Source organism: Rhodococcus sp. H29-C3 (assembly GCF_030063405.1).
In the GTDB taxonomy this organism is placed as follows: Bacteria; Actinomycetota; Actinomycetes; order Mycobacteriales; family Mycobacteriaceae; genus Rhodococcoides.
The window spans coordinates 575,908-601,057 of record NZ_JASITC010000003.1 but is presented as its reverse complement, the minus strand read 5'-3'; the positions used below and the strand labels follow the sequence as shown (position 1 = coordinate 601,057).

Here is a 25,150-nt window from a genome sequence, read left to right as displayed (position 1 = left end):
CCCGATCCGCGTCGCGAGTCACTGCGACTGAATGTCCAGCATTCCGATGGACTTCTCACGCATCTCGACTTTCCGCACCTTTCCGGTGACCGTTGTCGGGAATTCATCGACGACGTGCACGTATCGCGGGATCTTGTAGGCAGCAAGCTTGCCCTCGCTGAATGCTCGAACCGCAGCGGCATCGAGCGGCACTGCGTTGTCCCGCATTCTGATCCACACCATGAGTTCTTCCCCGTACTTCACATCGGGAACTCCGATCACCTGAGCATCGAGGATATCGGGGTGGGAGTACAGAAACTCCTCGATCTCTCGGGGGTAGATGTTCTCACCCCCTCTGATAACCATGTCCTTGATCCGCCCAGTGATGGCGACGTAACCGTCAGCGTCCATGACACCGATGTCACCGGTGTGCATCCACGCTTCGGCATCGATGGCTTCGGCAGTTTTTTCTGGATTTTGCCAGTACCCGGCCATGACGGAATAGCCTCGTGTGCACAGCTCCCCCGGCTCACCGCGCGGTACGGTCTCCGCGGTCGTCGGGTCGACGATCTTCACCTCGAGGTGTGGACCTACTGCACCCACCGTCGAGACTCGTTGGTCGATGGTGTCCTCGCTGCGAGTTTGAAGCGAGACGGGCGAAGTCTCGGTCATGCCATAGCAAATGGACACCTCCCTCATTCCCATTCTGTCGATCACCTGCTTCATGATCTCCGCAGGGCACGGCGAACCGGCCATGATGCCGGTGCGCAGACTCGACAGGTCGAACGAATCGAACTCAGGCAGTGCAAGTTCGGCGATGAACATCGTCGGAACTCCGTACAGCGATGTGCACCGCTCCTTCTCGACGGCCGCGAGCGTGGCAGCAGGTTCGAATGCACGTCCAGGGATCACCATCGCGCTGCCGTGACTTGTGCAGGCAAGGTTTCCCATGACCATGCCGAAGCAGTGATAGAACGGCACCGGTATACACACTCGGTCCTCGGCGGTGTAGTGGCACAACTCGCCGACGAAGAATCCGTTGTTCAGGATGTTGCTGTGACTCAGCGTGGCACCCTTGGGGAATCCTGTTGTACCCGAGGTGTATTGAATGTTGATCGGATCGTCGACTCGCAGTTGGTCCTGCACGTCGGCGACCATTCGTGGTCGATCGGCCAGCGCGCGGTGCCCGCGGTCGATCATCAATTCCCACCCGAAGCTGCCGATGTAGACGACTTCTCGCAGATCAGGAGCTTTCGGACGGGCCTCCTCGATCATGGCCGCGTAGTCCGCTCCCTTGAACTCCTGCGCCGACAACAGGACCGACACGCCTGATTGCTTCAGCACGAACCGCAACTCGTGCGTACGGTAGGCCGGATTGATATTGACAAGAATGGCTCCGATTTTGGCGCTCGCGTATTGCGCCAATACCCACTCCGGGCAGTTCGGCGCCCATATACCGACGCGATCGCCCTTCACGACGCCTTGCTCCAGCAGGCCCGCCGCCAACAGCTCTACGTCCGCGAGTAACTCCGAATAGGTCCACCGTCGGTCGGACACGACATCTATCAACGCATCATGCCCACCGTACAGCGATACAGTTCGATCCAGGTTTGCTCCGATAGTGTCTTCGAGCAGCGGCCGAGACGACGCTCCTGACGCATGACTGAGTCTCTCCATGACTTCCACGATAGTGAGCTGGATCACTGAGGACCACCCCCGAAGAGGGGTACTCAGTCGAGTGTCATGGTTTCCGAGGATTCGAGAACGTCCGCTCGGGAAGTGTCCTTCAGTGCCACACCCGAACGTCCCAGGCGGCGCGCACCCCGCACGAGTCCGGCAACGATCTTGGCGGACTGTCGATAGCCCAATCCTTCTGGTGGATGAATGTTCGAAATGCAGTTTCGGTCGGCGTCCGATCTGCCTGGCGCAGGCAGATGAGTGAGATAGATGCCCAGACTGTCCGCCACCGACAGCCCAGGGCGTTCACCGATCAACACGACGACAGTGCGCACCCCCATCGCCTCTGCGATGTGATCGCCCAGTGCCACCCGAGCCTCGGTCGCAATTACCGGCGGGGCCATCGAATACAGGTCTGCCAATTCCTCCACAAGAGCCTCCAACATCGAGGTTCCATGATCGGTCAGTGCGCGCGGCGAGAGTCCATCGCTCAGCACGAATCCGATGTCGAACTTCCCCGGCGTGATCGAAGACAGATCCTCGGGCTCTCGGCCGAGATCCGGTCTGCGGAGGTACTCCGCGCGCGATGTCGCCTTCGATGTCACGATGGCAGGAGCACCGAGCCCGACCCGCTCGACGGCGACGGTGAAAGAGTCCACCTCGAGTGGCGTGTGGACGGCGTCGCGAGCCGCGGCATGTGCAGATCTGAGCTCCAGAACCCGTCGCGTCGGCAGTGAATCGCCGGTGCGGCCCAATCCGATTCGTGCCTGCGTACTCAGTCTCAGGTCCGCCCAGAAGTCGGTGGGTTCGATCTCGGTCATCGCGTACCCGTCAGCGCTCGCAACGAGGAACCCGTTGCATCGACGTCGAGTATCCGGCCATGGGAGTCCACCATGCCCAGGCGATCGAGCCAGACGGCGAATTCGGGCGCGGGCTTCAACCCCAGCACCTGGCGCACGTACAGGACGTCGTGAAAACTCGAACTCTGATAGCCGAGCATCACATCGTCCGCACCGGGAACGGCGATAACGAAGGCCACTCCGGCCGCTCCGAGCAGCGTCAACAGTGTGTCCATATCGTCCTGGTCGGCCTCGGCGTGGTTGGTATAGCACACGTCGACACCCATCGGTAGGCCGAGCAGCTTTCCACAAAAATGGTCCTCGAGGCCGGCGCGGATGATCTGCTTACCGTCGTACAGGTACTCGGGTCCGATGAATCCGACGACGGTGTTGACCAGCAACGGTTCCAGGTCGCGACATACCGCATAAGCCCGCGTCTCCAGCGTTTGCTGATCGACTGGTTTGCCTCCCATTCCAAGGTGCGCGCCGGCGCTCAGCGCTGAACCCTGGCCGGTCTCGAGATACATGACGTTGTTGCCGACGGTTCCCCTGTGCAGCGATCGACCTGCTTCGTTGGCTTCACGGAGGAGCGAAACATCCACGCCGAAAACAGAATTAGCGCCCTCGGTGCCCGCGACGGACTGAAAGACCAGGTCGACGGGAACACCTTTTTCGATCAGCTCCATCGTCGTCGTGACGTGCGAGAGGACGCAGGACTGGGTCGGGATCTCGAAGCGCTGACGAATGTCGTCGAGGAGATGTAATAGATCCGACGTCGCGTGAGGTGAATCGGTTGCCGGGTTGATTCCGATGACGGCGTCCCCCGACCCCAACAGCAACCCGTCCAACGTTGCCGCCGCGATACCGCGTGGATCGTCGGTCGGATGATTAGGTTGCAGCCTCGTCGCGAGGGTTCCCGGCAGGCCTATCGTCGTGCGGAATGCTGCGGTGACCTCGACAGCACGTGCCACTGCGATCAGATCCTGGTTCCGCATGATCTTGCTGACCGCCGCCACCATCTCGGGGGTGAGCCCGGGTGCCACTGCGCGTAGCGTCGCAGCAGCCGAGGTCGAGGCGGCGGTGTTCAGAAGCCAGTCACGGAGTCCCCCTACCGTGAGATGCGAGACTGCGCCGAACGCGACTCGGTCGTGCGAGTCGATGATGAGTCTGGTGACTTCGTCGCTTTCGTAGGGAACCACAAGGTCCTGCAGGAATACTCCGAGAGAGACTTCCGACAGTGCCCACTGTGCTGCGGAACGCTCTGCGTCGGATTGTGCTGCGCACCCCGCCAATTCGTCGCCCGAGCGCAAAGGCGTCGCTTTGGCCATCAGTTCCACGAGAGAGTCGAACTGGTAGGTGGTGCCCGATATCTGCTGCGTGTAGATGGTCATTCGAGCTCTGCTTCTGCCTTCGCCAACGCTGCGAACTCTTCGTCGGGCGAGTTCGCAACCAGGTGATGGCGGCTGTAGATGCCGAAGTACAGCATGAAAGCAGCGAATACTCCCAGGCACCAGAGCGCGGCAGTACTGTCGACCAGGAACGTTGCGACGACGGCCAACGCTGCGATTACCAGCGCGAAGCCGGTAGTGACGATGCCACCGGGAGTGCGGTACGGGCGTTCCATATCCGGTTCTTTGCGACGCAGCACGATGTGGCTGATCATCATCAGAACGTAACTCAACGCGGCGCCGAACACTGCCATGTTGAGCAACATCGCACCCTGCCCCGTCAGCGAAAGCAGAAAACCGATGACGCCGGGCACGATGAGGGCAAGGACTGGAGCTTTGCGAGAGTTGGTGACAGAGAGCGTCTTCGGTAGATATCCGGCACGAGAGAGCGCGAACAACTGCCGCGAGTAGGCGTACATGATCGAGAAGAAGCTCGCGACGAGACCGGCAAGTCCGATGTAGTTCACTACCTTGGCTGCTCCACTGTCGCCGAGCGCTTCCACGAGTGGATTGCCGGAGGACTGCATCGCCTCGGCCCCACCTGCGCCCGTGACGAGGAAGAGCACCGAGGCGCCGGTGACGAGTAGGATGCCCATCGCAGCGATAATTCCGCGCGGGACGTTCTTGGTCGGGTCCTTGGCCTCCTCCGCGGCGAGCGGCACTCCCTCCACTGCGAGGAAGAACCAAATGGCGAATGGGACCGCTGACCAGATTCCGAGGTATCCGAACGGCAGGAAGCTCGACGCGCCTGCTGCATCCGTCGGGGCGATGTCGGTGAGGTTGCTCGCGTCGAACTTGCCGAGTGCGGCGAGGACGAAGATCACCAATCCGACCAACGCGATGGCGGTGATGACGAACATGATTTTCAGCGCTTCACCAGCGCCGGTGAGGTGGATGCCGATGAAGATGGCGTACACCGCCAGATATACCCACCATCCATCGGTGATTCCGAAAAGGCCGAGGGATTCGACGTAGGCCCCGATGAAGGTGGCGATCGCGGCCGGAGCTATCGCGTACTCGATGAGAATTGCAGTACCGGTGGCGAACCCACCCCACGGCCCGAGTGCACGCCTGGCGAAGGTGTAACCGCCTCCCGCCGCCGGGAGCGCCGAGGACATCTCGGCCATCCCGAGCACCATCGCCAAATACATTCCCGCGATCAGTACGCCCGCGATGAGAAGCCCACCGAATCCGCCTTGTTCGAGACCGAAATTCCACCCCGAATAGTCCCCGGAAATAACGTAACTGACGCCGAGTCCGGCGAGGAGAACCCAACCGGCCGTGCCCTTCTTCAACGTTCGTTTGGCGAGGTAGTCGCCACCTTCGACGTGTGAATCGACACCGCCGTGATGTGATGCCGTCGGATCGCTGACAGACATGAAAATCCTCTCGTGCAAGTGGAGGTTTCGCGCGTGGGTTGCGCGAGTCGGCTCAAGGTAGGCCCACTGTGTAAGCGAGATGTCATCTTTCGATGACGAAAGAATTACGGCGTACTACGTCACTCGGTTGACGTCACCGATGTCACCCTCGTCCGGTTCCGCGACTGTCAGCACAGCGTTTACAACAACCCTGTCGGTCTCGCGCGCACGCTCCAGTCACCAGAGCGTGCGCACGATCGACGATTCGACGGTTCGACCTCGGAACGACGTCAGCCCTGGAGCATCCCGGGTACCGGGCATGCATCGGCAGCTTCGGCAACCACCAGGATGTCGTCGGGAACTTCGGGCCTGCGCCCCTCTTCCCAGTCGAGGCCGACAAGAGGCGGATACTGCTCGAGAAGGTCGTTCTCTATTGCCGTGTACGCACGTCCTCGACTGAGGAAACGTACGCCCTCGGGTGATTCCAAGGAAAAGCCTCCACCGCGTCCCGGCACGACGTCCAGTACGAGTTGAGTGTGCTTCCACGCTTGGAACTGAGAACCAGATATCCATACCGGAACGGCGTCACTGCCTTCGGGAAGGTCGTCCGGGATATCTCCCACGCCGAGACGTAGATCCAGAAGACCCAACAACACATCCCGGTCACCGACGATGAATTCCCCTGCGGGATAGCACATCGGCGACGACCCGTCACAGCACCCGCCGGACTGATGCATCATCAGTTCGCCGTGGATACCACCGAGGCGACAGAGAAGCTCCATCGCCCCGGCGGTTGCTCGCAGACGCGCAGGCGGGGCCGGAGCCGCAGGCCTGCCGGCCATCAGAAGAAGCCCTGAGCCTTTTGGGCGTAGCTCACCAGAAGGTTCTTCGTCTGCTGGTAGTGATCGAGCATCATCTTGTGATTCTCACGTCCGATACCCGACTGCTTGTACCCACCGAACGCGGAGTGTGCCGGGTACTGGTGGTAGGTGTTGGTCCATACTCGACCAGCCTTGATGTCGCGGCCGGCGCGGTAGGCGACTCCTCCGTCTCGCGACCAGACTCCCGCCCCGAGTCCGTAGAGCGTGTCGTTCGCGATGTCGATGGCCTCGTCGTAATCCTTGAACGACGTCACCGAAACGACCGGCCCGAAGATCTCCTCCTGGAAGATCCGCATGTTGTTCTTGCCGGTGAAGATCGTCGGTTGCATGTAGTAGCCACCGTTGAGATCTCCACCGAGTTCGGCGCGCTCGCCGCCAGTGACGACCTGCGCACCTTCACCCTTGCCGATTTCGATGTAGGACAGGATCTTCTCGAGCTGATCGTTACTGGCCTGTGCGCCTATCATCGTCTCGGTGTCCAGCGGATCACCCTGACGCACAGCCTTCGTGCGGATCGCGGCGAGGGCAAGGAACTCGTCGAAGATGTCGGCCTGGATGAGCGAACGCGATGGGCAGGTGCACACCTCACCCTGATTGAGCGCGAACATCGTGAAGCCTTCGAGCGCCTTGTCCTGGTAGTCGTCGTTGTGGGCAAGGACGTCGGAGAAGAAGACGTTGGGGCTCTTGCCACCGAGCTCGAGTGTGACCGGAATCAGGTTTTGCGACGCGTACTGCATGATCAGGCGGCCTGTGGTGGTTTCTCCGGTGAAGGCGATCTTTGCGATCCGGGGGCTGGAGGCAAGTGGCTTGCCTGCTTCGACGCCGAAACCGTTGACGATGTTGAGCACTCCCGGCGGCAGGAGGTCACCGATGATCGAAATCAAATGGAGGATCGAGGCCGGCGTCTGCTCGGCAGGCTTGAGCACGACGGCATTACCGGCAGCAAGTGCGGGCGCGAGCTTCCAGACCGCCATGAGGATCGGGAAGTTCCAGGGAATGATCTGGCCGACCACACCGAGTGGCTCGTGAAAGTGGTAAGCGACGGTGTCGTTGTCGATCTCGGAAAGCGAACCTTCCTGTGCACGAATGCAACCCGCGAAGTAACGAAAATGGTCCACTGCCAGGGGGATATCGGCGTTGAGGGTTTCGCGGATCGGCTTGCCGTTGTCCCAGGACTCGGCGAGCGCGATTGACTCGAGGTTCTCGGCGATTCGGTCCGCGATCTTGTTGAGGATCACGGCGCGCTCGGCAGCGGATGTCTTACCCCATGCGGGAGCGGCGGCATGCGCAGCATCGAGAGCCAGCTCGATGTCCTCGGAGGTCGAGCGAGCAACCTCGCAAAAGTTCTCACCGGTGACGGGGGTCGGGTTCTCGAAGTACTGCCCCTTGACCGGCGGAACCCATTCTCCACCGATCCAGTTTTCGTAGCGTGGCTGGAACGACATGATTGCTTCGGCCGTACCGGGACGGGCATAGACGGACATCTAGTGACTCCTTCTGATCAACCGAACTGATGTGATTCAGAACACTAGGTCGAGCAACGTTGCAACTACGTTGCTGCGGTGCGCATGGATCGAATCAGACACCCAACTGACGGTCGAGTAGACCGATACGCGCGTTGACCTGGCCGTAAAGCGCAGAATCTGCGTTCAAAGTGGCGCGATACGCCTCCCAGGCAATTACGTCGGTGCGACCGTGGATCGAGGAGGTCCACTGGGCAAGCAAGACAGGGTCACCGACACGAAGCAGGGCTGCTTGCATCCTGGATCGCAGTTCTTCGCGAATTTCGTCGATGCCAGGCGCCGAAGATCCCGGAAGCACCGGACCCGAGTAGATCCGCATCGCTGCCTCGACGTCACCACGGTCGAGCGCCCGGCGAATATCACCTACGTCCGAGGCCAGTTCCCCGACCAATCGGTACGGTCGAGATGCGAGCCCGGACGCGCCGAAGGTCTTCCGCAGACGCGACATCTCGGCACGGATCGTCACGGAGTCGAGCTCGTGTTCATCGAGTAGCACAGCGAGATGATCCGAGCTGAGACCTTCAGGATGATCACCCAGCAGCAACAATATTTCCGCATGCCGTTGCGACAGCGCCATCCTACCGCTGCCACGCACCAACCCTGGCCGCCCGCTCCCCAGCACTTCGAGCCGAGGGGCTGTGTCCCCCAGCGACTTCGGTGAATTCATCAGATGTACCCGAAGCTCGGACTCGGCGGCCGCCACGGTCGCACGGATCAGCGAGAGCACCTCGGGCACCGCAACTCTCGGACCACCGGTAATATCGATTGCGCCGAGAATGTGTCCACTCGTCGGATGATGCACCGGAGCCGCCGAGCAACTCCATTCGTGCACCGAACGGGAAAAATGCTCGGCCGCGAAGATCTGGACGCAATGATCGATGGCGAGCGCCGTCCCCGGCGCATTGGTTCCCTTGGACTCTTCACTCCAATCGGCACCCTCGGCGAAGTTCATGGTGAGAGCGCGATCCTTGGCGGTCGCATCGCCCTCCACCCACAACAACCGGCCCTCGGCATCGGAAATCGCAACCAATAGACCGGTGTCTGCTGCGTCCTCGACGAGCAGCTTGCGGATGACCGGCCTGATGATCGACATCGGGTGACCGTCGCGATATCGCTCGAGTTCGGCGCCGGAAAGGGCGAGCGAATCGCTTCCACCGTCCGGATTCACACCCTTGGTTCGGCTGCGCAGCCACGAGTCCAGGACTACTGATCGGACGGAATCGGACGACGGCGGTTCGTCGTCGACGAAGAGTCGGTGTGCGGTGGACATCTGACGGGCGAGAACATCGACGTCTTCACCTGGTCGAACGGCAATCCAGGGGTTGCCCTGCCCTGGAAATCTAGCTGTCATTCCGATGCACGCCTTCCCACATGTTCACGCCACTGTAACGCAGCTCACATAGTTCAGGGTACAGCCATGACTTCACCGCGCCCAGCCTCGAGCGTGTGGTCGACAGCTCATACCTCGAGAAGAGGTCTTACGTGACGGACGCCGAAAGGAAGTCCGCAGCACGCTCGGCGAGCATGACTGCAGTCGCGTGCGGTCCACGCGTAGGAACAACTGGAAAGGCAGATGTGTCAGCCACCATCAGACCCTCGAGCCCCCGCACCTGCAACCTATCGTCGAGAACGCCGTTGTCGTTGCCCATCGCGCAACTCCCCGAGAGATGAAGCGAGGTACCCAGTCGACTCTGCAGAGGGTCGCCGAAGACATGGAGCACCTCGATCGGATGGCGCCTCGATAGCCGTCCGATCAATTCGGCAACACGATCGAGTCCTGCCCTGACTGCGCGACGATCGCCCGCCGATTCCAAATATCGATATCTCACGAGCGGGCCATCCATGGGGTCCGCTGACACCAACGTGATGTCGCCGCGACTGTCGGACGTCATCAGGCCGACACCGATCATCGGGTCACCGATCGGCAGTCCGGGGATCAGTCGATCGAATTCCGCTGTGTACGGACGTATTTCCAGATCATCGACATGCAGCACCTCCTGAAGGGGCGATGCAGGTTCGAAGGGTAACGGTGTTCGATAGTAAACGCCGACTTCCGGATGATCACTGAACTCGCGGCCCACGTACGGATGATCCAAAACGACTGGAACTCCTAGCCCCGCAAGGTGATCTGCCGGCCCTATCCCCGAAAGCATGAGCAGCTGCGGAGTACGGACCGCCCCAGTACACAGAACCACCTGGGGAGCCAGAATCCTCGAAACACGTCCGTTACGAACTACTTCCACACCCGTTGCACGGGTTCGATCGAAAAGCACTGCAACGACCGTGGATTCAGTGAAGACATCCAAATTGGATCGGTGGAGTACCGGGAGTAGATATGCTGCAGCAGCATTCACTCTGCGGCCGTCCACGACATTGAGTGGAACCGCGCCGATTCCGCCCGAGGAAGTCGGATCGTTCATGTCCGGATCCCAGGGGTAGCCGAGCGTCGTCGCCGCGTCGTGAAACAGTTTCGTGAACTCGTTTTGTGCCCTGCGAGGGGTCCGCGCTACCGGCATCGGACCACCTCGACCGTGCCACTCACCCGAGAAGTCCAGATCGGTTTCCGACTTCAGAAAGAAAGGCAACACCTCGTCGTAAGACCAGGAAGCCGGCCAGGCATCGAAGTCTCGCCGCCTACCCCGCACGAAGTACCCGCCGTTGACTGCACCAGAGCCTCCGAGGACTCGACCCCGTGAGATCCAGCGGGTGATCTCCGGCGTCAGTTCCGCACGATACGACGACGTCCAAGGGCTCGAGGGCCCAACCGGTAGGACATGTGCGTTCAGAATCTCCGGCGGATACGTCCCATCGCTCGAGAGCCCGGGCCCACTTTCGAGAAGCACTACCCGACAATCCGGATTCGCGCTAGCTCGCGATGCCACAACGGAGCCACAAGAGCCGCCACCTACGACGATCACATCGGCGTACGAAGTCTCGAGCGGGCTCACGTGTCCATGCGCGGAGTCAACGCCTTCAAGCTCCGAGACTCGACGGCACCTCGCCATAGGCCTGAGCCGTACGCGATGTCGTCGACCCGCTTGAAGAAGGCATACCGTAGCGGATCCAAGCCACCGAGTTCGCGGTGGTTGTACCAGTCGGCCAGCGCTTCGGCAACGGCAAGTCCGAGGGCGATCTTCCTGATTCGACTCGAAAGCAACACTGCGAGCAGGGTTATCGGCCAATAATGCCGACACATCGCCGATGCAAGTTGCCAAATCCCTGCAATGAATCCTTCGGCGGCGAGTATCGCGGCGATGCGCGTGGGATGATCGAGACCGATAAACATCTTGCGTAGTCGACCGATGGTCACTGCGAGAGTCGCCAGCGCGCCCAGCAGCCCGAGCTTGGTGAAACTGATAGCCAACAAGGTGGCGATCAGGGTCCAGGGTGACATCGAAATCGGCGGGACCATTCCGGGGTGACGCTCGGCAAGAGGGCTGGCGCCGGTGCCGTAGAACAGTTTGCGGCCGAACCACCGCCCGAATGTCACTCGATGATCGTGAGCAACGTGCGCAACAGGCTCGTATCGCAATCGCCACCCGGCTTCCTGCAACCTCCAGCACAGATCGACGTCCTCGGCGACATGCATGGATTCGTCGAACCCATTGCATTCCTCGGCTACGTGCCTGCGTATCAACATGGCTGCGCTGGGAACGTAGGACACCGAACTACCCGCCCGAACAGCCGCTTCCCGGCGACCGAGATCGAGAGAGGAGCGAGCATGCTCATACCTGGCCAAGGCGTTGCCCTCGGGTTCGAGGGCAACGATACGAGGAGCAACCAGCGCCACCGCCGGATCCGAGAAGTGCCCCAGCATTACCTCGAGCCATCCCTTTCGGGGAACGACATCCGAGTCGAGAAAAGCGACGAAATCCGTTGTTGAACTCCGAAGTCCCGTGTTTCGAGCTGCTGCAGGCCCTCGCGAGGTCTCGTGACGTAGGACCGTCACCCCACCGACGCTCCAGGCCATCGGCGGCGCGGTCACTGGCTCGTCGGATCCGTCGTCGACGATGATGACGTTCAAGCCGTGGAGCGCAGGAAGCAACCTGCCGAGACCGGAGGCATTGTTCTTCATCGGAACGACGACAGTCACATCCTGCGGAGACGGAATGGACATCGGCCGCGGGTTGGCTACTCCCGAGTCCAGAAGTTTGCGAGCAACGAGCGCCGACTGCGAGTCGGTGACCTCGAGAAAACCGTCGCCGATCATGGCGGCCGCGGTAGGTGCAAGCTTCAACATTCTGGTCGGTGAACCACCGATCAACACTCGACCGTCGGAGTATTTGCGAACACGCGGATCGACTCGCACCCCGAATCCATCAGGTAACCGACCTTGACCCATCAGGTGATCGTAAGCGGACATTGCGCCGATGTGTCATCCACTGCCCTAAATTTCGAGGAACATACTCGAAGCCGGTTTCGACCGGCCGGATCGGGAACCCGAATCACGTCAACATTCCGCTATCGGACGGTGCCCACCGACTCACCGCAGCGCTGCCCCGTGCACACATATCCTGCAGTACTACCTCCCCCTCATCCCCGCTGGACAGTCGCGGGTCACCGAGAATCCCGTTGGGCGATACCGCCTTCGTACCCCCCGCACGCAGGCGTGGAAGCAAAGAATCGATAGTGTCGGTATTTCCTACCTCCGCACGGGACATGTCGACGACGTCGGGTGAAAGGTAGAGCAGCAGTGAAGTTTCGGTCCGGCCGGCGTGCGCGTCCGCGCCGGGAACAGCACAGGGTAGCCACGCGACATCGCGTCCCTCGTAACGCAGCAGTCCGACGGCCGAGATCAGCGTCGAGACGTTGCCGCCGTGACCGTTGACGAACAACACACGTTCGGCCCAACGGCACGCCGAGCGTCCGTACTCGACCAGAACCGCGTGCAGCGCGTCCGAACCGATGGATACGGTCCCGGGAAAACCCTCGTGCTCCCCACTTGCTCCATATGCGATAGCCGGAGCAAGAACAGTGCCGGGCAGCCGCATCGCGAGCGCCTCGGCGATGCGGGTATCGGTGTCCAGCGGCAGGTGCGGTCCATGCTGCTCGAACGATCCGACGGGCACGACGACGGTCTGAGCGTCGTGCACTCGCGTCCACCCACCGATGCCTAGTCGCAACGGCTCGGAGGCGGATGGCGGCAGCATTCCGTGGATGCTATCGGATAGCCGATCGGCACCCTCCCATCGGCGTTTGCCGATCGAGGTCTGGGGTAAGCACCTCTGCATGACACCTCCTGAAGACCGAATGGCCGGCGTCGAAAAGGTAGCCGGCCTCATGAGTGACTCGAAACTCTGTATGTTCACCACCCATGGGCGCGATGGGCACCTGTTGTCGAGGCCGATGGCGTTGCAGGAGACAGAATTCGACGGGAATCTATGGTTCTTCGCTCGTAATGACTCACGCAAGGTCTTGGACGTGCGAGCGAACAGTTCCGTCAACGTTGCATTCCAGTCGGGAACCGCCTGGGTTTCGTTGTCCGGCAGCGCCGACATCGTTCTCGATGAATCGAAGAAGAAGGACCTGTGGAATCAGGCAGCTGCAGCGTGGTTCGACAACGGGCCCGAGTCCGAAGAGGTCGTTCTGATCAGGGTCGAGGCCGAAGGCGCCGAATACTGGTCGGCACCCAGGTCGAAGGTCTCGACATTGATCGCCTACGCGAAATCCCGAATCACCGGGGACAAGCCAGATGTGGGAACCAACGACACCGTGGATTTGTAGCGGAATTGTTCGTTCGTCTCGACTGCATGGTCACGTCGATGCAAGGCTCTTCGCCGCCAGATCCGCCTCGCGTATCGCCGAATCCAGTCGGCGAGGTGTGACCGCGTCGCCGATGCGCACGACCGAAAACTCGTCATCCTTCAGTTCGTTCCACAGTGAATCGTCCGGCTTCTGATGGAGCGAGCAGACGATCCAATCGAACCGATGGTTCGCTATCACCCCGGTGGGGTGATGAAGCAGCGAAATATCGAGTCCGGCGCGTAGCTGGACCGGGACGACATCGGTCAGGCAGGTGATCGACTGTCCGTGCGCTCGCCGCCGCCACCCTTCCATGTCCAGCGTGAGCCCGAGATCCTGCCCGACGACCATCCCCGGCGTGCATACCGTCACCTGACAGCCGCGTTCGGCCAGAAATTCTGCCGTCGACGTCGCGTGGTGGAAACTCAGTTCGTCGACGATCAGGACGCGACCTGACAAAGCCACGGTGCCGTCGAGGACCTCACGGACGTCGACGACATGATCGTGGGAACCTGCCCACACCGGACGCACCGAACTCGCCCCGGTCGCGATCACCACCGCATTCGGCTTCTGCGTCAGGACGAGCATTCTGTCGACCTCCACGCACGTTCGAATTTTGACGCCGCGGGCGCGGCATTCCGCTTCGAGAACATCGACGACACCAGCGAATTCGGCTCGGTGGGGTGCCCGTCCAGCGGTCCGGACCTGTCCCCCGGTCTGTGGCTCACGTTCGTACAGCGTGACGTCGTGCCCTGCGTGTGCAGCAGTCGATGCCGCCTGCAGTCCGGCAGGTCCCCCTCCAACAATCAGGACTCGCTGTTTCACCGCGGGCAACGGCGGAACGGTCAAGAATTCTCGTCCGGCGCTGGGGTTTACGACGCATCCCAGTGCGGCGTTCATCCCGACGCGTCCGATGCAGTCCTGATTGCAGGAAAGGCAGGTGTGGACTTCTCGCGCACGGCCTTCACGTGCCTTGTTCGCGAACTCCGGATCTGCAATGTTGCCGCGAACGATGCCGACCAGATCGCACACCCCGTCGGCAAGAGCCTGCTCGGCCATCTCCGGCGTGGTGAATCGTCCGACCCCGATCACCGGCAACGACACCCGCTCTCGGATCGCGCTGGGAACGAAGTTCGCGTAACCATGGGGCGTCGCCATCGATGCCTCGATCAGGTGGAGCGTCGAGGTCGCCACGCCAATTGCGGTATTGATGTAATCGATAGAACCGGTTCGTTCGATCAGAACAGCGGTGTCCACGGCCTCGTCCAGACCGATGCCCCCCTCGATGTATTCCTGCCCGCTCAACCTCACCCCCACGATCATCTCGGGTCCCAACGCTGCGCGAACCGCCGAGAGAACCTCCACCAGAAATCTCGCTCGTCCTTCGAGGTTCCCTCCGTATTCGTCGGTGCGATGGTTCGTCGTACGCGCCAGGAACATTCGGATCAACGAGGACTGTGAACACTGCAGCTCCACGCCGTCGAATCCGCCGTCCCTGCAATGCTCGGCGACGCGCACGTATGCGTCTGTCAACTCGCCGATCTCGACCCGGTCGAGGGAATGCGGCACCTCGCGAAAGAGCGGATCGGGGACAGCGCTGGGTGCGAGGACCGCGCGCCCCGAATACATTCCCGACGACTGTCCACCATTGTGGTTGACCTGCGCCAGAACGAGAGCTCCGTGTACGTGTACGGCGTCCGTGATCGCTCGATATCCAGGTATCACCGCTGGGCGATATCCTTGGATCATCTTCTCGTACGGCTGATCCGACGGGTGTGTGGACTGTTCCTCGACGATGATCAATCCAGCCCCGCCTGCGGCGCGAGCTGCGTAATAGGCGGCGTGGCGATCCGTCGGGAGTCCATTCTCGGCGAAGTTGGTCAAATGCGCGGAGAAGACAACTCGGTTCCGCAGCGTCGACGGACCGATGTCGAGAGAGTCGAACAGCCGCGGATACTTCATCGAGCAGACACCGTGGGCTTCTGCACTCCGGCGTCGTATCCGTCTCGAATGGCCTCCGCCGCAGAACGAGGCGCGACGCAGTCCCCTATCGTCACTCGTCCGGGACCGTGCAAGGAATCGTCAGCAGAGCGATGCGAGCAGTCCACTACCACTGCGCATTCGATCTTGCGACGCTGCCCGGTATGTATGTCCTCGACCTCGGCGCCGCCGTCGCCGACACGCAGAATTCGGGACAGTAGATGACGCTGGACGCCCGCGCGCTGCAGCCGAACGTTGGCCGGAGCGAGGTCACCGGTCAAGGAAAGGTGTCGACCGATGGTCTGATCGACAGTCACCACGGAAACGTCTCTACCGGCCTGTACAAAACGCTCTGCAAGTGCGACAGCCACAGGACCACCGACCGGATCCCACACGACAACGGGCCCCTCGTCGAGCGCTGCACCGCCCAGAACAGCTCCGGAATCGAGGTAGTGCACGCCTGGTGCCACCTCGAACGATCGCGGACTCGGCACACTGCCGGTTGCAAGGACGACATCCTTTTCTGCCTCGAGATCGTTGGGTTCGATCTCGATCCCGGTCACGATATCGACCCCGAGATGGACGCACTCGGCGGCGAGCCAGTCGGTCAACGCCTCCCCGATGCTCGTGAGCGAAAACAGGCCCCCCAGTACGGGTTTACGCTCGTACAAGGTGACCGTCCGACCCCGCAGGGCCAACACCCGCGCTGCCTCGAGACCAGCGGGGCCACCACCCACCACCAGCACCTTGCCTGCACCGTCCGGCTCCGGGTCATCGCCTGCTCGTCCGATGCACGCCACGGTCGGGTTACGCGGATCCCGAACCAGACAACTCTGATTGCACAGAATGCACGGCCGCGGGTTCGCACCGGCTCGCGACTTCGATACCAGATCGGGATCGGCTATCAACGCGCGTGTCATCTCGACGATGTCGGCAACGCCCTCGGAGAGTGCGGCATCGGCCATCACCGTATCGACGATGCTGCCTTGCAGAACAACGGGAACCACGGCGTCGACGGAGTCAGATACCGATCGGCACAGGTCACGGTTGAACCCAGGCTCGGTGTGGAAGTCCGGGCGATAGGAGGACATGTCCATCGCCCCACCTCGAACGACAGTAAGCAGATCCAGGTCCGGCGCGATCTCGCGGGCGATGTCGGCACCGATCGCGGGAGTGATACCCGCCCACGGCGCTCCCTCGTCACAACTCAGCCGCAGCGCAAGGATGCGATCGGGCCCGAGCTCGGCCCGCACTGCAGCAATCACGTTCCGTACGAACAGTATTCGGTCGGTACCGAATTCGTCTTCTCGTAGATTGGTCAGGCCGGAGAGGAACTGCCGTATCAAGCTCGACGGGCCTGCATCGAGTTCGACGCCGTCGACGTCTGCATCGACAGCAACGCGCGCAGCGGCAGCGAACCCATCCACCGCGGCACGGATGTGTTCCGGTTCCATCGCCATCGGCAACTCACGCGAAGCCACGTCGGCGACGTGCGAAGGCCCCCACAGTGCCTCCCGCGAGTACGCGGTCGAGCCTTGGGACCCGGTGTGAGTGAGACCTGCCAGGACGAGCGTTCCATTCGGTCTGCACGCATCGACGACCGCCTGCCAACCCGGCCCGCACTCCGATGCCAGAGGCGCTCGCTCGTAAGGCCAGTCCGACCGATGCACCGACGCATTCTCGGTGACGATGATCCCGACGCCCGCCCTACGGCGGTAATACTCGACCAGTTCTGGCGAGAAAGCCCGTCCGTCGGCCAGATTGGTTTCGTGCGGACCGAACATCACGCGACTGGCAGCCGACCGCCCACCGAGGACGATCGGCTCCGTCAGCAGAGTCACCTCTCTACTCTGCACCAAGCTTTCGGTCGAACCCCAACGGCATGACGACGTCGGACGCAGTCAGGTCATGGATCGAGGAGTGACCGAGTCCGAGAACAGCAGAGTCGACGCCGCCCCGCAAAATGTCGAGAACGTTCTCCACTCCGGCCTGACCGTTCGCCGAAAGACCCCACAGGTACGCCCGGCCGATCATGACAGCACGAGCACCGAGCGCGATTGCCTTGACGACGTCACTACCGCGACGGATGCCGCCGTCGAGAGTGATCTCGATCTGGTCGCCCACTGCCTCGGCGATCGCAGGCAGCGCGCGGATCGGCGCGGGAGTGCCATCGAGATTGTTGCCACCATGGTTGGACACCGAGATGGCGGTGACTCCGGCGTCGACTGCTTTCTTGGCGTCGTCTACGCGCATGACTCCCTTGAGCATGAACGGCCCGCCCCACTGCTCACGTAGCCAGGCGACGTCCTCCCAGGTCGGCAACGGGGTGCCCATCCACTCGCCGTACGCACCGAAAAATGTGGGCGCAGTGCCCCCGGGTGGGGTCAGGTTCGGCGTCGACAGGTCGGGGATCTTCCCGGTTTTCGCGAACTCCCACAACCACTTCGGCCGGGTGATTCCTTCGGGTGCGAACTGCCACATCGCCTTGAGGTCCATTTTTTCCGGGATCGACGGACTGCCCCAGTCGCGCCCGTTGGAGAACGACCAGTCCAGCGTCATGATCAGTCCGACCGCGCCGGCCGCACGTGCCCGCTCCATGCGCTGAAGCAGAACCTCCCGAGAGCCGACCCAATACATCTGGAAGAACGTCTGCGGGTTCACTGCCGCGACCTCTTCGATGGATTTGCTCGCAAAAGAGGACAACCCGACCGGGATTCCGCGCGCAGCTGCGGCACGGGCCACAGCGACCTCGCCTTCCGGGTGCACGGCCTGCACACCCGTCGGCGAGATCATGACCGGAAACGAGAGTGGTTGTCCCATGACCGTTGTCGACAGATCACGTTTGTCCGACAATCCGGCAACATGCGGCGCGAAGCCGAGCTCACCGAATGCTGCCGTGTTGTCGTCGACGGTGATGCCCCGCTCCGAGCCCGCCACCAGTGCGGCGTACACGGACTTCGGAAGGCGTTTCTTGGCACGCCGTTGCGCCTCGGCAACGGTCTCGAACCACTCACTCTTGGCCATAGCTATATGTTCCTATTCCATTCCTGCGAGAGGATTCTCGTCGCAGATCTTGGCCGGTGGCCGCATCATCAATGTGAGCGGAACCGACGCTCTCGGTGTCTTACGCTGCCCGGTACGGGAGTGGTCGACGCTGGACTTGGGGATTTCCCCCGCCGCCGCCAACGCCATCTCGCCGTTGCCGATCACGCATTCGGGGTCAGGGCCGTCCATGGGGAGGCCGGTGAAGAACTTTGCTGCCATGCAGCCACCGCGGCACGAATCGAAATGTGCGCACTTGGTACATGCGCCCGAGGTCTGCGGGGATCGCAGTTCCTGGAACAATTCGGAGGTCTGCCAGACAGCTTGGAAACCGCCCATAGCCGCAGATGTCGCTGTCGCGGGACGCGCATCGCGGACGATGTTTCCGGCGAGGAAGTTCTCGTGGATAGCGAACGGGCAGGCGTAGACGTCGCCGATCGGATCGATCAAGCACACCACTCGCCCAGCGCCGCACAGGTTCAAGCCCGGTAGCGCGTCGCCGAAGGCCGAGAGGTGAAAGAACGAGTCTCCGGTCAATACGCCCTCGCCGTTCGCGACCAGCCAGTCGTACAGCTCTCGCTGCTGGCCGGCCGTGGGATGCAGATCGTCCCACACATCGGCGCCACGTCCCGACGGGCGTAGCCGCGTGATCCGAAGCGTCGCACCGTATTTGTCCGCCAGCGCCTTGAATGTATCGAGCTGCGACACGTTGTGGCGGGTGACGACTACAGAGATCTTCGCGTCTTTGAACCCCGCCTCCTGCAAATTCTCGAGGGCGCGGATCGCCATGTCGAAGGATCCGGGTCCGCGAACTGCATCGTTGACCTCTGCAGTGGCGCCGTCGATGGAAATCTGCACATCGACGTAGTCGGATGCGGCCAGGCGGGCAGCGACCTTCTTGTCGATCTTGACGCCGTTGGTGGAGAACTTGACGCCGACCTGATGGGCCGTCGCGTAGTCCACGAGTTCCCAGAAATCGCTTCGAACCGTCGGCTCACCGCCACCGATATTGACGTAGAAGACCTGCATCTTCTGCAACTCGTCGATGATCGACTTACACTGCTCGGTCGAGAGCTCGTTGGGATCACGCCGGCCGGATGAGGACAGGCAGTGAACGCAAGACAGGTTGCAGGCGTAGGTCAGTTCCCACGTCAGACAGATGGGTGCGTCGAGTCCGAGTTCGAACTGATCGACCAGTTTGCCGACCGCAGGCGGTGGCGCAGGCCTTTCAAGCATGGAGGTCATCGGGTTGTCCTCTTCGGTATGGGTGTGGCGAGACGATGGAAGGGGCTGCTTCCGGCGTGCTCGAGTTCTCTGGTGAGTGTGGTGATCAGGCGTCGATACGGACGATCATGTGCGAACCGACCAGTGTCGCGAGGGCGCGCGTGTACTGGGGCAGTGCCGATTCTGCGATTCCTGCAGCCATGATCGCGGACCGCAGGTCAGAATGATCGGGTAACGATTCGATGATCGTTACGATCGTCCGGTTCTTGAGAAAAGAGAGTTTGCGTGTCCCGAAGTGGTAGAGCAGCGCCCCGAACGACTCGGGACGCAGCGCCACCTGCGGGTGAAGAGCCCATCGAGCATCCAGGTCCAGTGCAGCTTCCTGGGACGACTTCACGGGTGCGGACATGTCAGTAGACGCCGCACATACCGTCGATGGAAACCTCTTCGACGAGGGATTCTTCGACGAGGTCGGTCTCGATCACTGCAGCGTTGACAACGTCGGTCTTCGAATTCTGGGACATCGCTTACCTCCAGGTGAAAATATGTGGATCCGCCACATCCGGTACTGGACGTGACTTGATTCACTACAATAATGGCATCGAGTGCAGAATGACACCAATCGGAGAGAAAAAGTGGAAAGTCGTACGAAACCGTCCAGCCGGGTAGGTCGACGCCCATCCACAACGAGGGGTGAGATCAGCGATCTCGGCATCGAGCTCTTCGCTCGGAACGGATTCGACGAGACCAGCGTGGACGAGATCGCCGAAGCCGCCGGCATCGCGCGCCGCACGTTCTTTCGATATTTCCCATCCAAGAACGCCGTTCCGTGGGGGGACTTCGACGAACAACTCGGTGCACTTCGCAGCCTTCTTGCTGCACTTCCCCAAGACATCTTGCTGGCCGACGGGATCCGCTCTGCGCTTCTACATTTCAACACTTTCCCCGAGGCCGAACGCGCGGTCCACCGCCAACGCATGGAGCTCATTCTGCGCAATCCTGCGCTCCAGGGTTACTCGATGCTCATGTACGAGGGCTGGCGGGGTGTCATCACCGAATACGTGGCGGCACGAACGGATTCGAACGCAAGCGATCACTTTCCCCGAACGGTTGGCTGGCTGGTTCTCGGTGTGGCAATGTCTGCATACGAGCAGTGGCTCACCGATGACACACTCGACCTCGCCGAGCTTCTGTCCGACGGCACCAGAACGCTGTATTCCGGTATTCCCAGCACTCCGACGGCTTCGATCACTTACGCGAAAGAATCGACATGACCGAACTAGACGCCCTCGCGCCCAGCGTTCCCGGTTCGTGGACTCACGAAAATACGACCGTCACGTTCACTCCGCAGGCAGCCCCCGGACACATCGGCGTGACGCGCCACGGCGACGCGGTGGATGTCCGCCACGGCCTCAGCTCGAAGGACATCGGCGAAAGACTCGTCCGTGAGATCACCGCACATGCAGTCGACGCCGAACTGTCTCAGCGGGAGTTCGAGTTGGTAATGGTCGGCCTCGTTCGATCGACAGTTGCCGATCCGGTCGAAGCATGGGCCACGTATTACCGAAACTCGCTCGACGAATTGCTGTCGGGAGTTGCGGATTTCGCATCCATTCACGAGCGCGCAGAATCCTTGGTGATCGGTTCGGTTCTGGATCTGGGTTCGTGTTTCGGATTCTTCCCGCTCCGCCTTGCGTTGAGCGGACACACTGTGACGGCGACCGATCTGTCCGCCGGCACCATGCGCCTACTCGATACAGTCGCGCCGCACCTCGGCGTCACCATCGAGACACTGATCTGTGACGCAGCCGATGTCCCACTCGCGGACAACAGCGTCGACACGGTGACGGCCTTGCACCTCCTCGAGCACGTGGACGCAGATACCGGCACGCGGATCATCGAAGAGGCCTTACGCATCGCACGGACCAGAGTGGTCATCGCTGTGCCTTTCGAAGACGTGGCCACCGCATGCCATGGCCACGTCCGCACCTTCGACGACGCAGCCTTGATCGAACTAGGGCGATCTACCCATAACGACTTCGACGTTGCCGAATTCCACGGCGGGTGGCTGGTTTTGAACAAAGCATCCGTTTTGCTTCCGGTATGAGCCGAAGCACCGCACCGAAACCTCAGATCAGCCCTTGCTTGCTCGCGGCATAGACCGCCTCGGCTCGACGGCTGACACCGAGTTTGCGCATCAGGTTGCTGACGTGAAATTTGACCGTCGTCGCCGAGATGAACAGCTTGGTGCCGATACTGTTGTTGGACAGTCCAGTTGCCAGCAGGCGCAGAACCTCGAGTTCACGATCGGTCAGCCTCCCGACGCTCGAGCCTTGCCCGTTGAGAGATCGAACGACTGCAGACGCACTCCGGGAATCGAACGCACTCTCACCTCGTGACACCGCGCGGATGGCACGAACGAGCTCGGTGGTGTCGACATCTTTGACAACATATCCTCGTGCGCCCGCGTGCACTGCCTCCACGACCAGTCGGTCGTCGAGGAAGGTGGTCAACACCAGAAGACCGATGCCGGGGTGTGCGCCCGACAGTTGCGCACACAACGCGAGGCCCTCGTAGTCCGAACTCGCAGACAATTTCAGATCCATCAGCACGATGTCCGGTTTCACCCGATCCACCACCGCCAGACCCTCACCCCTCGACGACGCTTCCCCGACGATGGTCAGATCCAGTTCACGTTCCAACACGGACCTGAGGCCGTCGCGCAGAATGGCGTGATCGTCGACCAGGACGATACGAACGACGTCGGTATGTGCGGTCACGGCTTGCTCACTCTCTCGTACGGGATGCGCGCAGATACGCGTACGCCGCCGATTCGGGCTCTACGGATTTCGAGTGCGCCACCGTGCTCACGCGCCCGCGCTGCCATGTTCGCCAGGCCTCGGTGTCTGCCGTCGACGTCGTTGTTCTCCGCCATCCGAAGCATCAGGCGTAGGTGCGCGGGATCGCCCTGGCCGTCATCGGCAATGGACAGTTGAACGTGATCTTCACGGTAGGCCAAACGCAGCGTCGCCCGCGTCGCACCAGCGTGGACGGCGGTGTTGAACAACGCCTCTCCCGCGATGCGCAGGAGTCCGTGCTCGCACTCGCTACTGAGTTCGAGGGGGGTACCTTCTATCCGCAACGAGACCCGCAGTTCGTCCGGCATGCGCACGATCGAGAGTTGTTCGAGCATCTCCGGCAGCGAGGTGCGGTCGGCGTCCTGCGCGTGGTTGAGCGCATAGATCGCCGAACGCAGTTGCTCGACGGCACGCCGGGTCAACTCCTTCGCCAGATCGAGTCGCTCTCTACGCTCGTCAGCCGGAATGTCGTTGCGGCACAATTCGATTTGCATCCCGGCCGACAGGACCGCCTGCGTCACACTGTCGTGTAGTTCTCGGGCAATACGATGACGCTCGTCATCGAGAACCTGATGGCGATGAGCTGCGCCCAGTTGGCGTTGCGTCGCTTCGAGTTCGGCGTTGCGGATCGCCAGGTCGGCTGCTGTCCGGTGTGCCTCGTCGTAGGCACTCTCGGCGCGCTCGAGGAGGACTCTTCGACTCTGGTACAGCGCCGAGTTCTGCAGTGCGACAGCAGTTTGACTCGCCAGAATGCTCAACACGGCAGAGTCGGTCGCGTCGAGTACGCGGTGGTCGGGTGTCCATGCGGCAAAAGCGCCGACGACGCCACCGTCGAGCGCGATGGGGACGAATGCGTGATGGGCCGCGATGACGGGGTCACGCCCGTCGCCGATCGTCGCGAGCCTGATCGACTCCAGGCACTCGACGACGTCCTCGGGCAGTGGTGGGCCTTCTACGTTGTCGACGAGAAACGGGGTGGCGTCAGGGCCGAGAACGAGTCGCCGCGGGCCGGCGTCGCCCAACGCTCCGTCGGCGAGCGCGAAGACAACCCATTGCGCGCTCAGATGCGCCCTGGCGGCCTCGGCGACTGCGCAGATGAGCGTTTCCGGGCCGTCGACGGTGCGCACGAGCGCGCGCGAAATCAGTTCCAATGCGTGGACCACCCGCTCCAGCCGCTCAGCCGCACCGCGATACTGCGGGTAGAACGTGTTCTTCCCGGACCTCAGGCCTGTCAGTAGCGAGAGATCCGGCTGCGAGGCAGTCACAACGCCGCCCTGAACAGTTCAGCCATCTCATGGTGGGTGGCCGGGCGCGGGTTGGTCGACATGCATGCATCGCGTAGGGCGTTGGTTGCGAGCACGTCGATATCGTGCTCGCTGACACCGATGTCGCCGAGGCCTTTGGGAACTCCGACTTGCCGCGCCAATCGCTCGACTCGCGCTGCGACAGCCAAGGCGGCTTCTTCCGCAGGTCCGCGAGCCTCGTCGAGTCCGAGACTGGTCGCGATCGCCACATACGGTAGTGGATCGGCCTCGGCGTTGAACCTGATGACGTGCGGGAGAAGGACTCCGTTGATGACCCCGTGCGGGAGATCCAGTAGCCCACCGACTTGGTGACTCATCGCATGTGTCGCTCCGAGAATGGCATTGGTGAACGCCAGTCCGGCTTCGAGACTCGCCTGTGCCATCGACGTACGGGCAACGATGTCCGACGGCACGTCCATCGTACGAGCGAGATGCGAGGTGACCATGGTGACCGCCCGCAGCGCGTGATGATCGGTGAGTTGATTGTGACCGAGCGAAACGAAGGCCTCGATGCCGTGCGTCAACGCATCCAAACCTGTTGCTGCGTTCAGCCACTCGGCCATCGTAGTCAACAGACGAGGATCGATGACGGTGATGTCCGGAACCAACCCGCGGCCGAGGATGGTGATCTTTCTCGACCGTGCGGTATCGGTAACGATGCAGAATTGCGAGACATCGGCGCCGGTACCCGACGTCGTAGGGACCATCACGAGCGGCGGGATAGGGCGGGTGGCTCGATCCACTCCCTCGTAGTCGAGTATCGATCCACCATTGCCGGCGAGAACTGCGATCCCTTTGGCCGCGTCCATGACCGAACCACCCCCGATGGCCACCAGGACGTCGCATTCGAACTCTTGATATGAGGCGTGTCCTGCTTCGATCTCGACGTCCTTGGGATTCGGCGTCAGAGCGCTCCAGGTAGTCGGTTCGAGGCCTTGGTCTTCGAGCAGTTGGATCAACTGGGCAACCCAGCCTGTCTCGATGAGCCCGGCGTCGGTGACCACCATCGGTCGCCTGGCCCCCAATCGAAGGGCCGAATGTGCCACTTCACCCAACGAGTCCTGTCCGAACACGATCTCGGGCGCATGGAACTTGAGGACTCTGGGTGTTTCCACCGAACTGCGATGTGAATGTAGATCGTGCAGCGCCTGACGTGTCGCTGCCGCTTCGATCATCGCTTCTCGCCTCTGCAATGCCTGTCGTAACCGTGTCCGAATCGTATATGATGCACGTTACAACCATACGAGTCGAAGAGCATCATCCCCACGGGCGCCAGGAGGGGTGCTGACCTGCCC

Annotated in this window: 22 protein-coding genes; 3 read left to right on the top strand and 19 right to left on the bottom strand. The window is 61.6% G+C overall.

What is annotated here, in order from left to right:
- Positions 1 to 18 precede the first annotated feature (18 nt).
- From QMK32_RS10160 to mftE, 10 genes are all read right to left on the bottom strand, one after another.
- Positions 19 to 1,656 (bottom strand): AMP-binding protein, encoded by a 1,638-nt coding sequence (locus tag QMK32_RS10160; RefSeq protein ID WP_283474688.1) that lies wholly within the window; start codon positions 1,654 to 1,656, stop codon positions 19 to 21.
- Between the two features lie 53 nt (positions 1,657 to 1,709).
- Positions 1,710 to 2,477: an ethanolamine ammonia-lyase subunit EutC gene (gene eutC, locus QMK32_RS10155; protein ID WP_269300880.1), complete on the bottom strand. Its 768-nt coding sequence runs from the start codon at positions 2,475 to 2,477 to the stop codon at positions 1,710 to 1,712.
- Positions 2,474 to 3,886: an ethanolamine ammonia-lyase subunit EutB gene (locus QMK32_RS10150; protein ID WP_283474687.1), complete on the bottom strand. Its 1,413-nt coding sequence runs from the start codon at positions 3,884 to 3,886 to the stop codon at positions 2,474 to 2,476. The genes eutC and QMK32_RS10150 overlap by 4 nt, the downstream gene beginning before the upstream one ends.
- The gene (gene eat / locus QMK32_RS10145; RefSeq protein WP_269300882.1) at positions 3,883 to 5,322 is read right to left on the bottom strand and encodes an ethanolamine permease; all 1,440 of its coding nucleotides are present in this window, start codon (positions 5,320 to 5,322) and stop codon (positions 3,883 to 3,885) included. Before eat ends, QMK32_RS10150 begins: the two co-directional genes overlap by 4 nt.
- Before the next feature lie 269 nt (positions 5,323 to 5,591).
- A complete protein-coding gene (locus QMK32_RS10140; protein ID WP_283474685.1) occupies positions 5,592 to 6,143 on the bottom strand; it encodes a DUF779 domain-containing protein in 552 nt (183 codons plus the stop codon).
- Positions 6,143 to 7,666: an aldehyde dehydrogenase gene (gene adh, locus QMK32_RS10135; RefSeq protein ID WP_283474683.1), complete on the bottom strand. Its 1,524-nt coding sequence runs from the start codon at positions 7,664 to 7,666 to the stop codon at positions 6,143 to 6,145. The genes QMK32_RS10140 and adh overlap by 1 nt, the downstream gene beginning before the upstream one ends.
- A gap of 94 nt (positions 7,667 to 7,760) precedes the next feature.
- Positions 7,761 to 9,056 carry a sigma-54-dependent transcriptional regulator family protein gene (locus QMK32_RS10130; protein WP_283474681.1) on the bottom strand — a complete coding sequence of 432 codons (1,296 nt, stop codon included), beginning with the start codon at positions 9,054 to 9,056 and terminating at the stop codon, positions 7,761 to 7,763.
- A 127-nt stretch (positions 9,057 to 9,183) separates the two neighbouring features.
- A complete protein-coding gene (mftG, locus tag QMK32_RS10125) occupies positions 9,184 to 10,653 on the bottom strand; it encodes a mycofactocin dehydrogenase MftG (protein WP_283474678.1) in 1,470 nt (489 codons plus the stop codon).
- On the bottom strand, positions 10,650 to 12,047 hold the full coding sequence (mftF, locus tag QMK32_RS10120; RefSeq protein ID WP_283474743.1) for a mycofactocin biosynthesis glycosyltransferase MftF: 1,398 nt from the start codon (positions 12,045 to 12,047) through the stop codon (positions 10,650 to 10,652). Before mftF ends, mftG begins: the two co-directional genes overlap by 4 nt.
- Before the next feature lie 103 nt (positions 12,048 to 12,150).
- On the bottom strand, positions 12,151 to 12,855 hold the full coding sequence (gene mftE / locus QMK32_RS10115; RefSeq protein WP_283474676.1) for a mycofactocin biosynthesis peptidyl-dipeptidase MftE: 705 nt from the start codon (positions 12,853 to 12,855) through the stop codon (positions 12,151 to 12,153).
- A gap of 79 nt (positions 12,856 to 12,934) precedes the next feature.
- Here mftE and QMK32_RS10110 point away from each other — a divergent pair, with 79 nt between their 5' ends.
- On the top strand, positions 12,935 to 13,429 hold the full coding sequence (locus QMK32_RS10110; RefSeq protein ID WP_283474674.1) for a pyridoxamine 5'-phosphate oxidase family protein: 495 nt from the start codon (positions 12,935 to 12,937) through the stop codon (positions 13,427 to 13,429).
- Between the two features lie 30 nt (positions 13,430 to 13,459).
- Here QMK32_RS10110 and QMK32_RS10105 read toward each other — a convergent pair whose 3' ends face one another.
- From QMK32_RS10105 to mftA, 6 genes are all read right to left on the bottom strand, one after another.
- On the bottom strand, positions 13,460 to 15,409 hold the full coding sequence (locus tag QMK32_RS10105; protein ID WP_283474673.1) for a mycofactocin system FadH/OYE family oxidoreductase 2: 1,950 nt from the start codon (positions 15,407 to 15,409) through the stop codon (positions 13,460 to 13,462).
- Positions 15,406 to 17,268, bottom strand: a complete 1,863-nt coding sequence (locus tag QMK32_RS10100; RefSeq protein ID WP_283474672.1) for a mycofactocin system FadH/OYE family oxidoreductase 1 — start codon at positions 17,266 to 17,268, stop codon at positions 15,406 to 15,408. Before QMK32_RS10100 ends, QMK32_RS10105 begins: the two co-directional genes overlap by 4 nt.
- A gap of 4 nt (positions 17,269 to 17,272) precedes the next feature.
- Positions 17,273 to 18,451 carry a pre-mycofactocin synthase MftD gene (gene mftD / locus QMK32_RS10095; protein WP_269300890.1) on the bottom strand — a complete coding sequence of 393 codons (1,179 nt, stop codon included), beginning with the start codon at positions 18,449 to 18,451 and terminating at the stop codon, positions 17,273 to 17,275.
- Positions 18,452 to 18,463: 12 nt separating this feature from the next.
- Positions 18,464 to 19,714: a mycofactocin radical SAM maturase gene (gene mftC, locus QMK32_RS10090; RefSeq protein ID WP_283474670.1), complete on the bottom strand. Its 1,251-nt coding sequence runs from the start codon at positions 19,712 to 19,714 to the stop codon at positions 18,464 to 18,466.
- A gap of 85 nt (positions 19,715 to 19,799) precedes the next feature.
- Positions 19,800 to 20,102: a mycofactocin biosynthesis chaperone MftB gene (gene mftB / locus QMK32_RS10085; protein WP_283474669.1), complete on the bottom strand. Its 303-nt coding sequence runs from the start codon at positions 20,100 to 20,102 to the stop codon at positions 19,800 to 19,802.
- Position 20,103: 1 nt separating this feature from the next.
- Positions 20,104 to 20,217, bottom strand: a complete 114-nt coding sequence (gene mftA / locus QMK32_RS10080) for a mycofactocin precursor MftA (RefSeq protein WP_084348019.1) — start codon at positions 20,215 to 20,217, stop codon at positions 20,104 to 20,106.
- Between the two features lie 111 nt (positions 20,218 to 20,328).
- Between mftA and mftR the strand changes: the two genes are divergently transcribed.
- Together mftR and mftM are read left to right on the top strand one after the other, a co-directional pair.
- Positions 20,329 to 20,967: a mycofactocin system transcriptional regulator MftR gene (mftR, locus tag QMK32_RS10075; RefSeq protein ID WP_283474666.1), complete on the top strand. Its 639-nt coding sequence runs from the start codon at positions 20,329 to 20,331 to the stop codon at positions 20,965 to 20,967.
- Positions 20,964 to 21,800, top strand: coding sequence for a mycofactocin oligosaccharide methyltransferase MftM (mftM, locus tag QMK32_RS10070; RefSeq protein WP_283474665.1), 837 nt, complete (start codon positions 20,964 to 20,966; stop codon positions 21,798 to 21,800). Before mftR ends, mftM begins: the two co-directional genes overlap by 4 nt.
- Before the next feature lie 22 nt (positions 21,801 to 21,822).
- Here the strand turns inward: mftM and QMK32_RS10065 are convergent, their stop codons facing one another.
- The 3 genes from QMK32_RS10065 to QMK32_RS10055 are packed head-to-tail and all read right to left on the bottom strand — an operon-like array spanning position 21,823 to position 25,030.
- Complete coding sequence (locus tag QMK32_RS10065) at positions 21,823 to 22,473, bottom strand: MadR family response regulator transcription factor (RefSeq protein ID WP_269300894.1); 651 nt, start codon at positions 22,471 to 22,473, stop codon at positions 21,823 to 21,825.
- Complete coding sequence (locus QMK32_RS10060; protein ID WP_269300895.1) at positions 22,470 to 23,816, bottom strand: MadS family sensor histidine kinase; 1,347 nt, start codon at positions 23,814 to 23,816, stop codon at positions 22,470 to 22,472. Before QMK32_RS10060 ends, QMK32_RS10065 begins: the two co-directional genes overlap by 4 nt.
- Positions 23,813 to 25,030: an iron-containing alcohol dehydrogenase gene (locus QMK32_RS10055; RefSeq protein WP_283474662.1), complete on the bottom strand. Its 1,218-nt coding sequence runs from the start codon at positions 25,028 to 25,030 to the stop codon at positions 23,813 to 23,815. Before QMK32_RS10055 ends, QMK32_RS10060 begins: the two co-directional genes overlap by 4 nt.
- Positions 25,031 to 25,150: the final 120 nt, after the last annotated feature.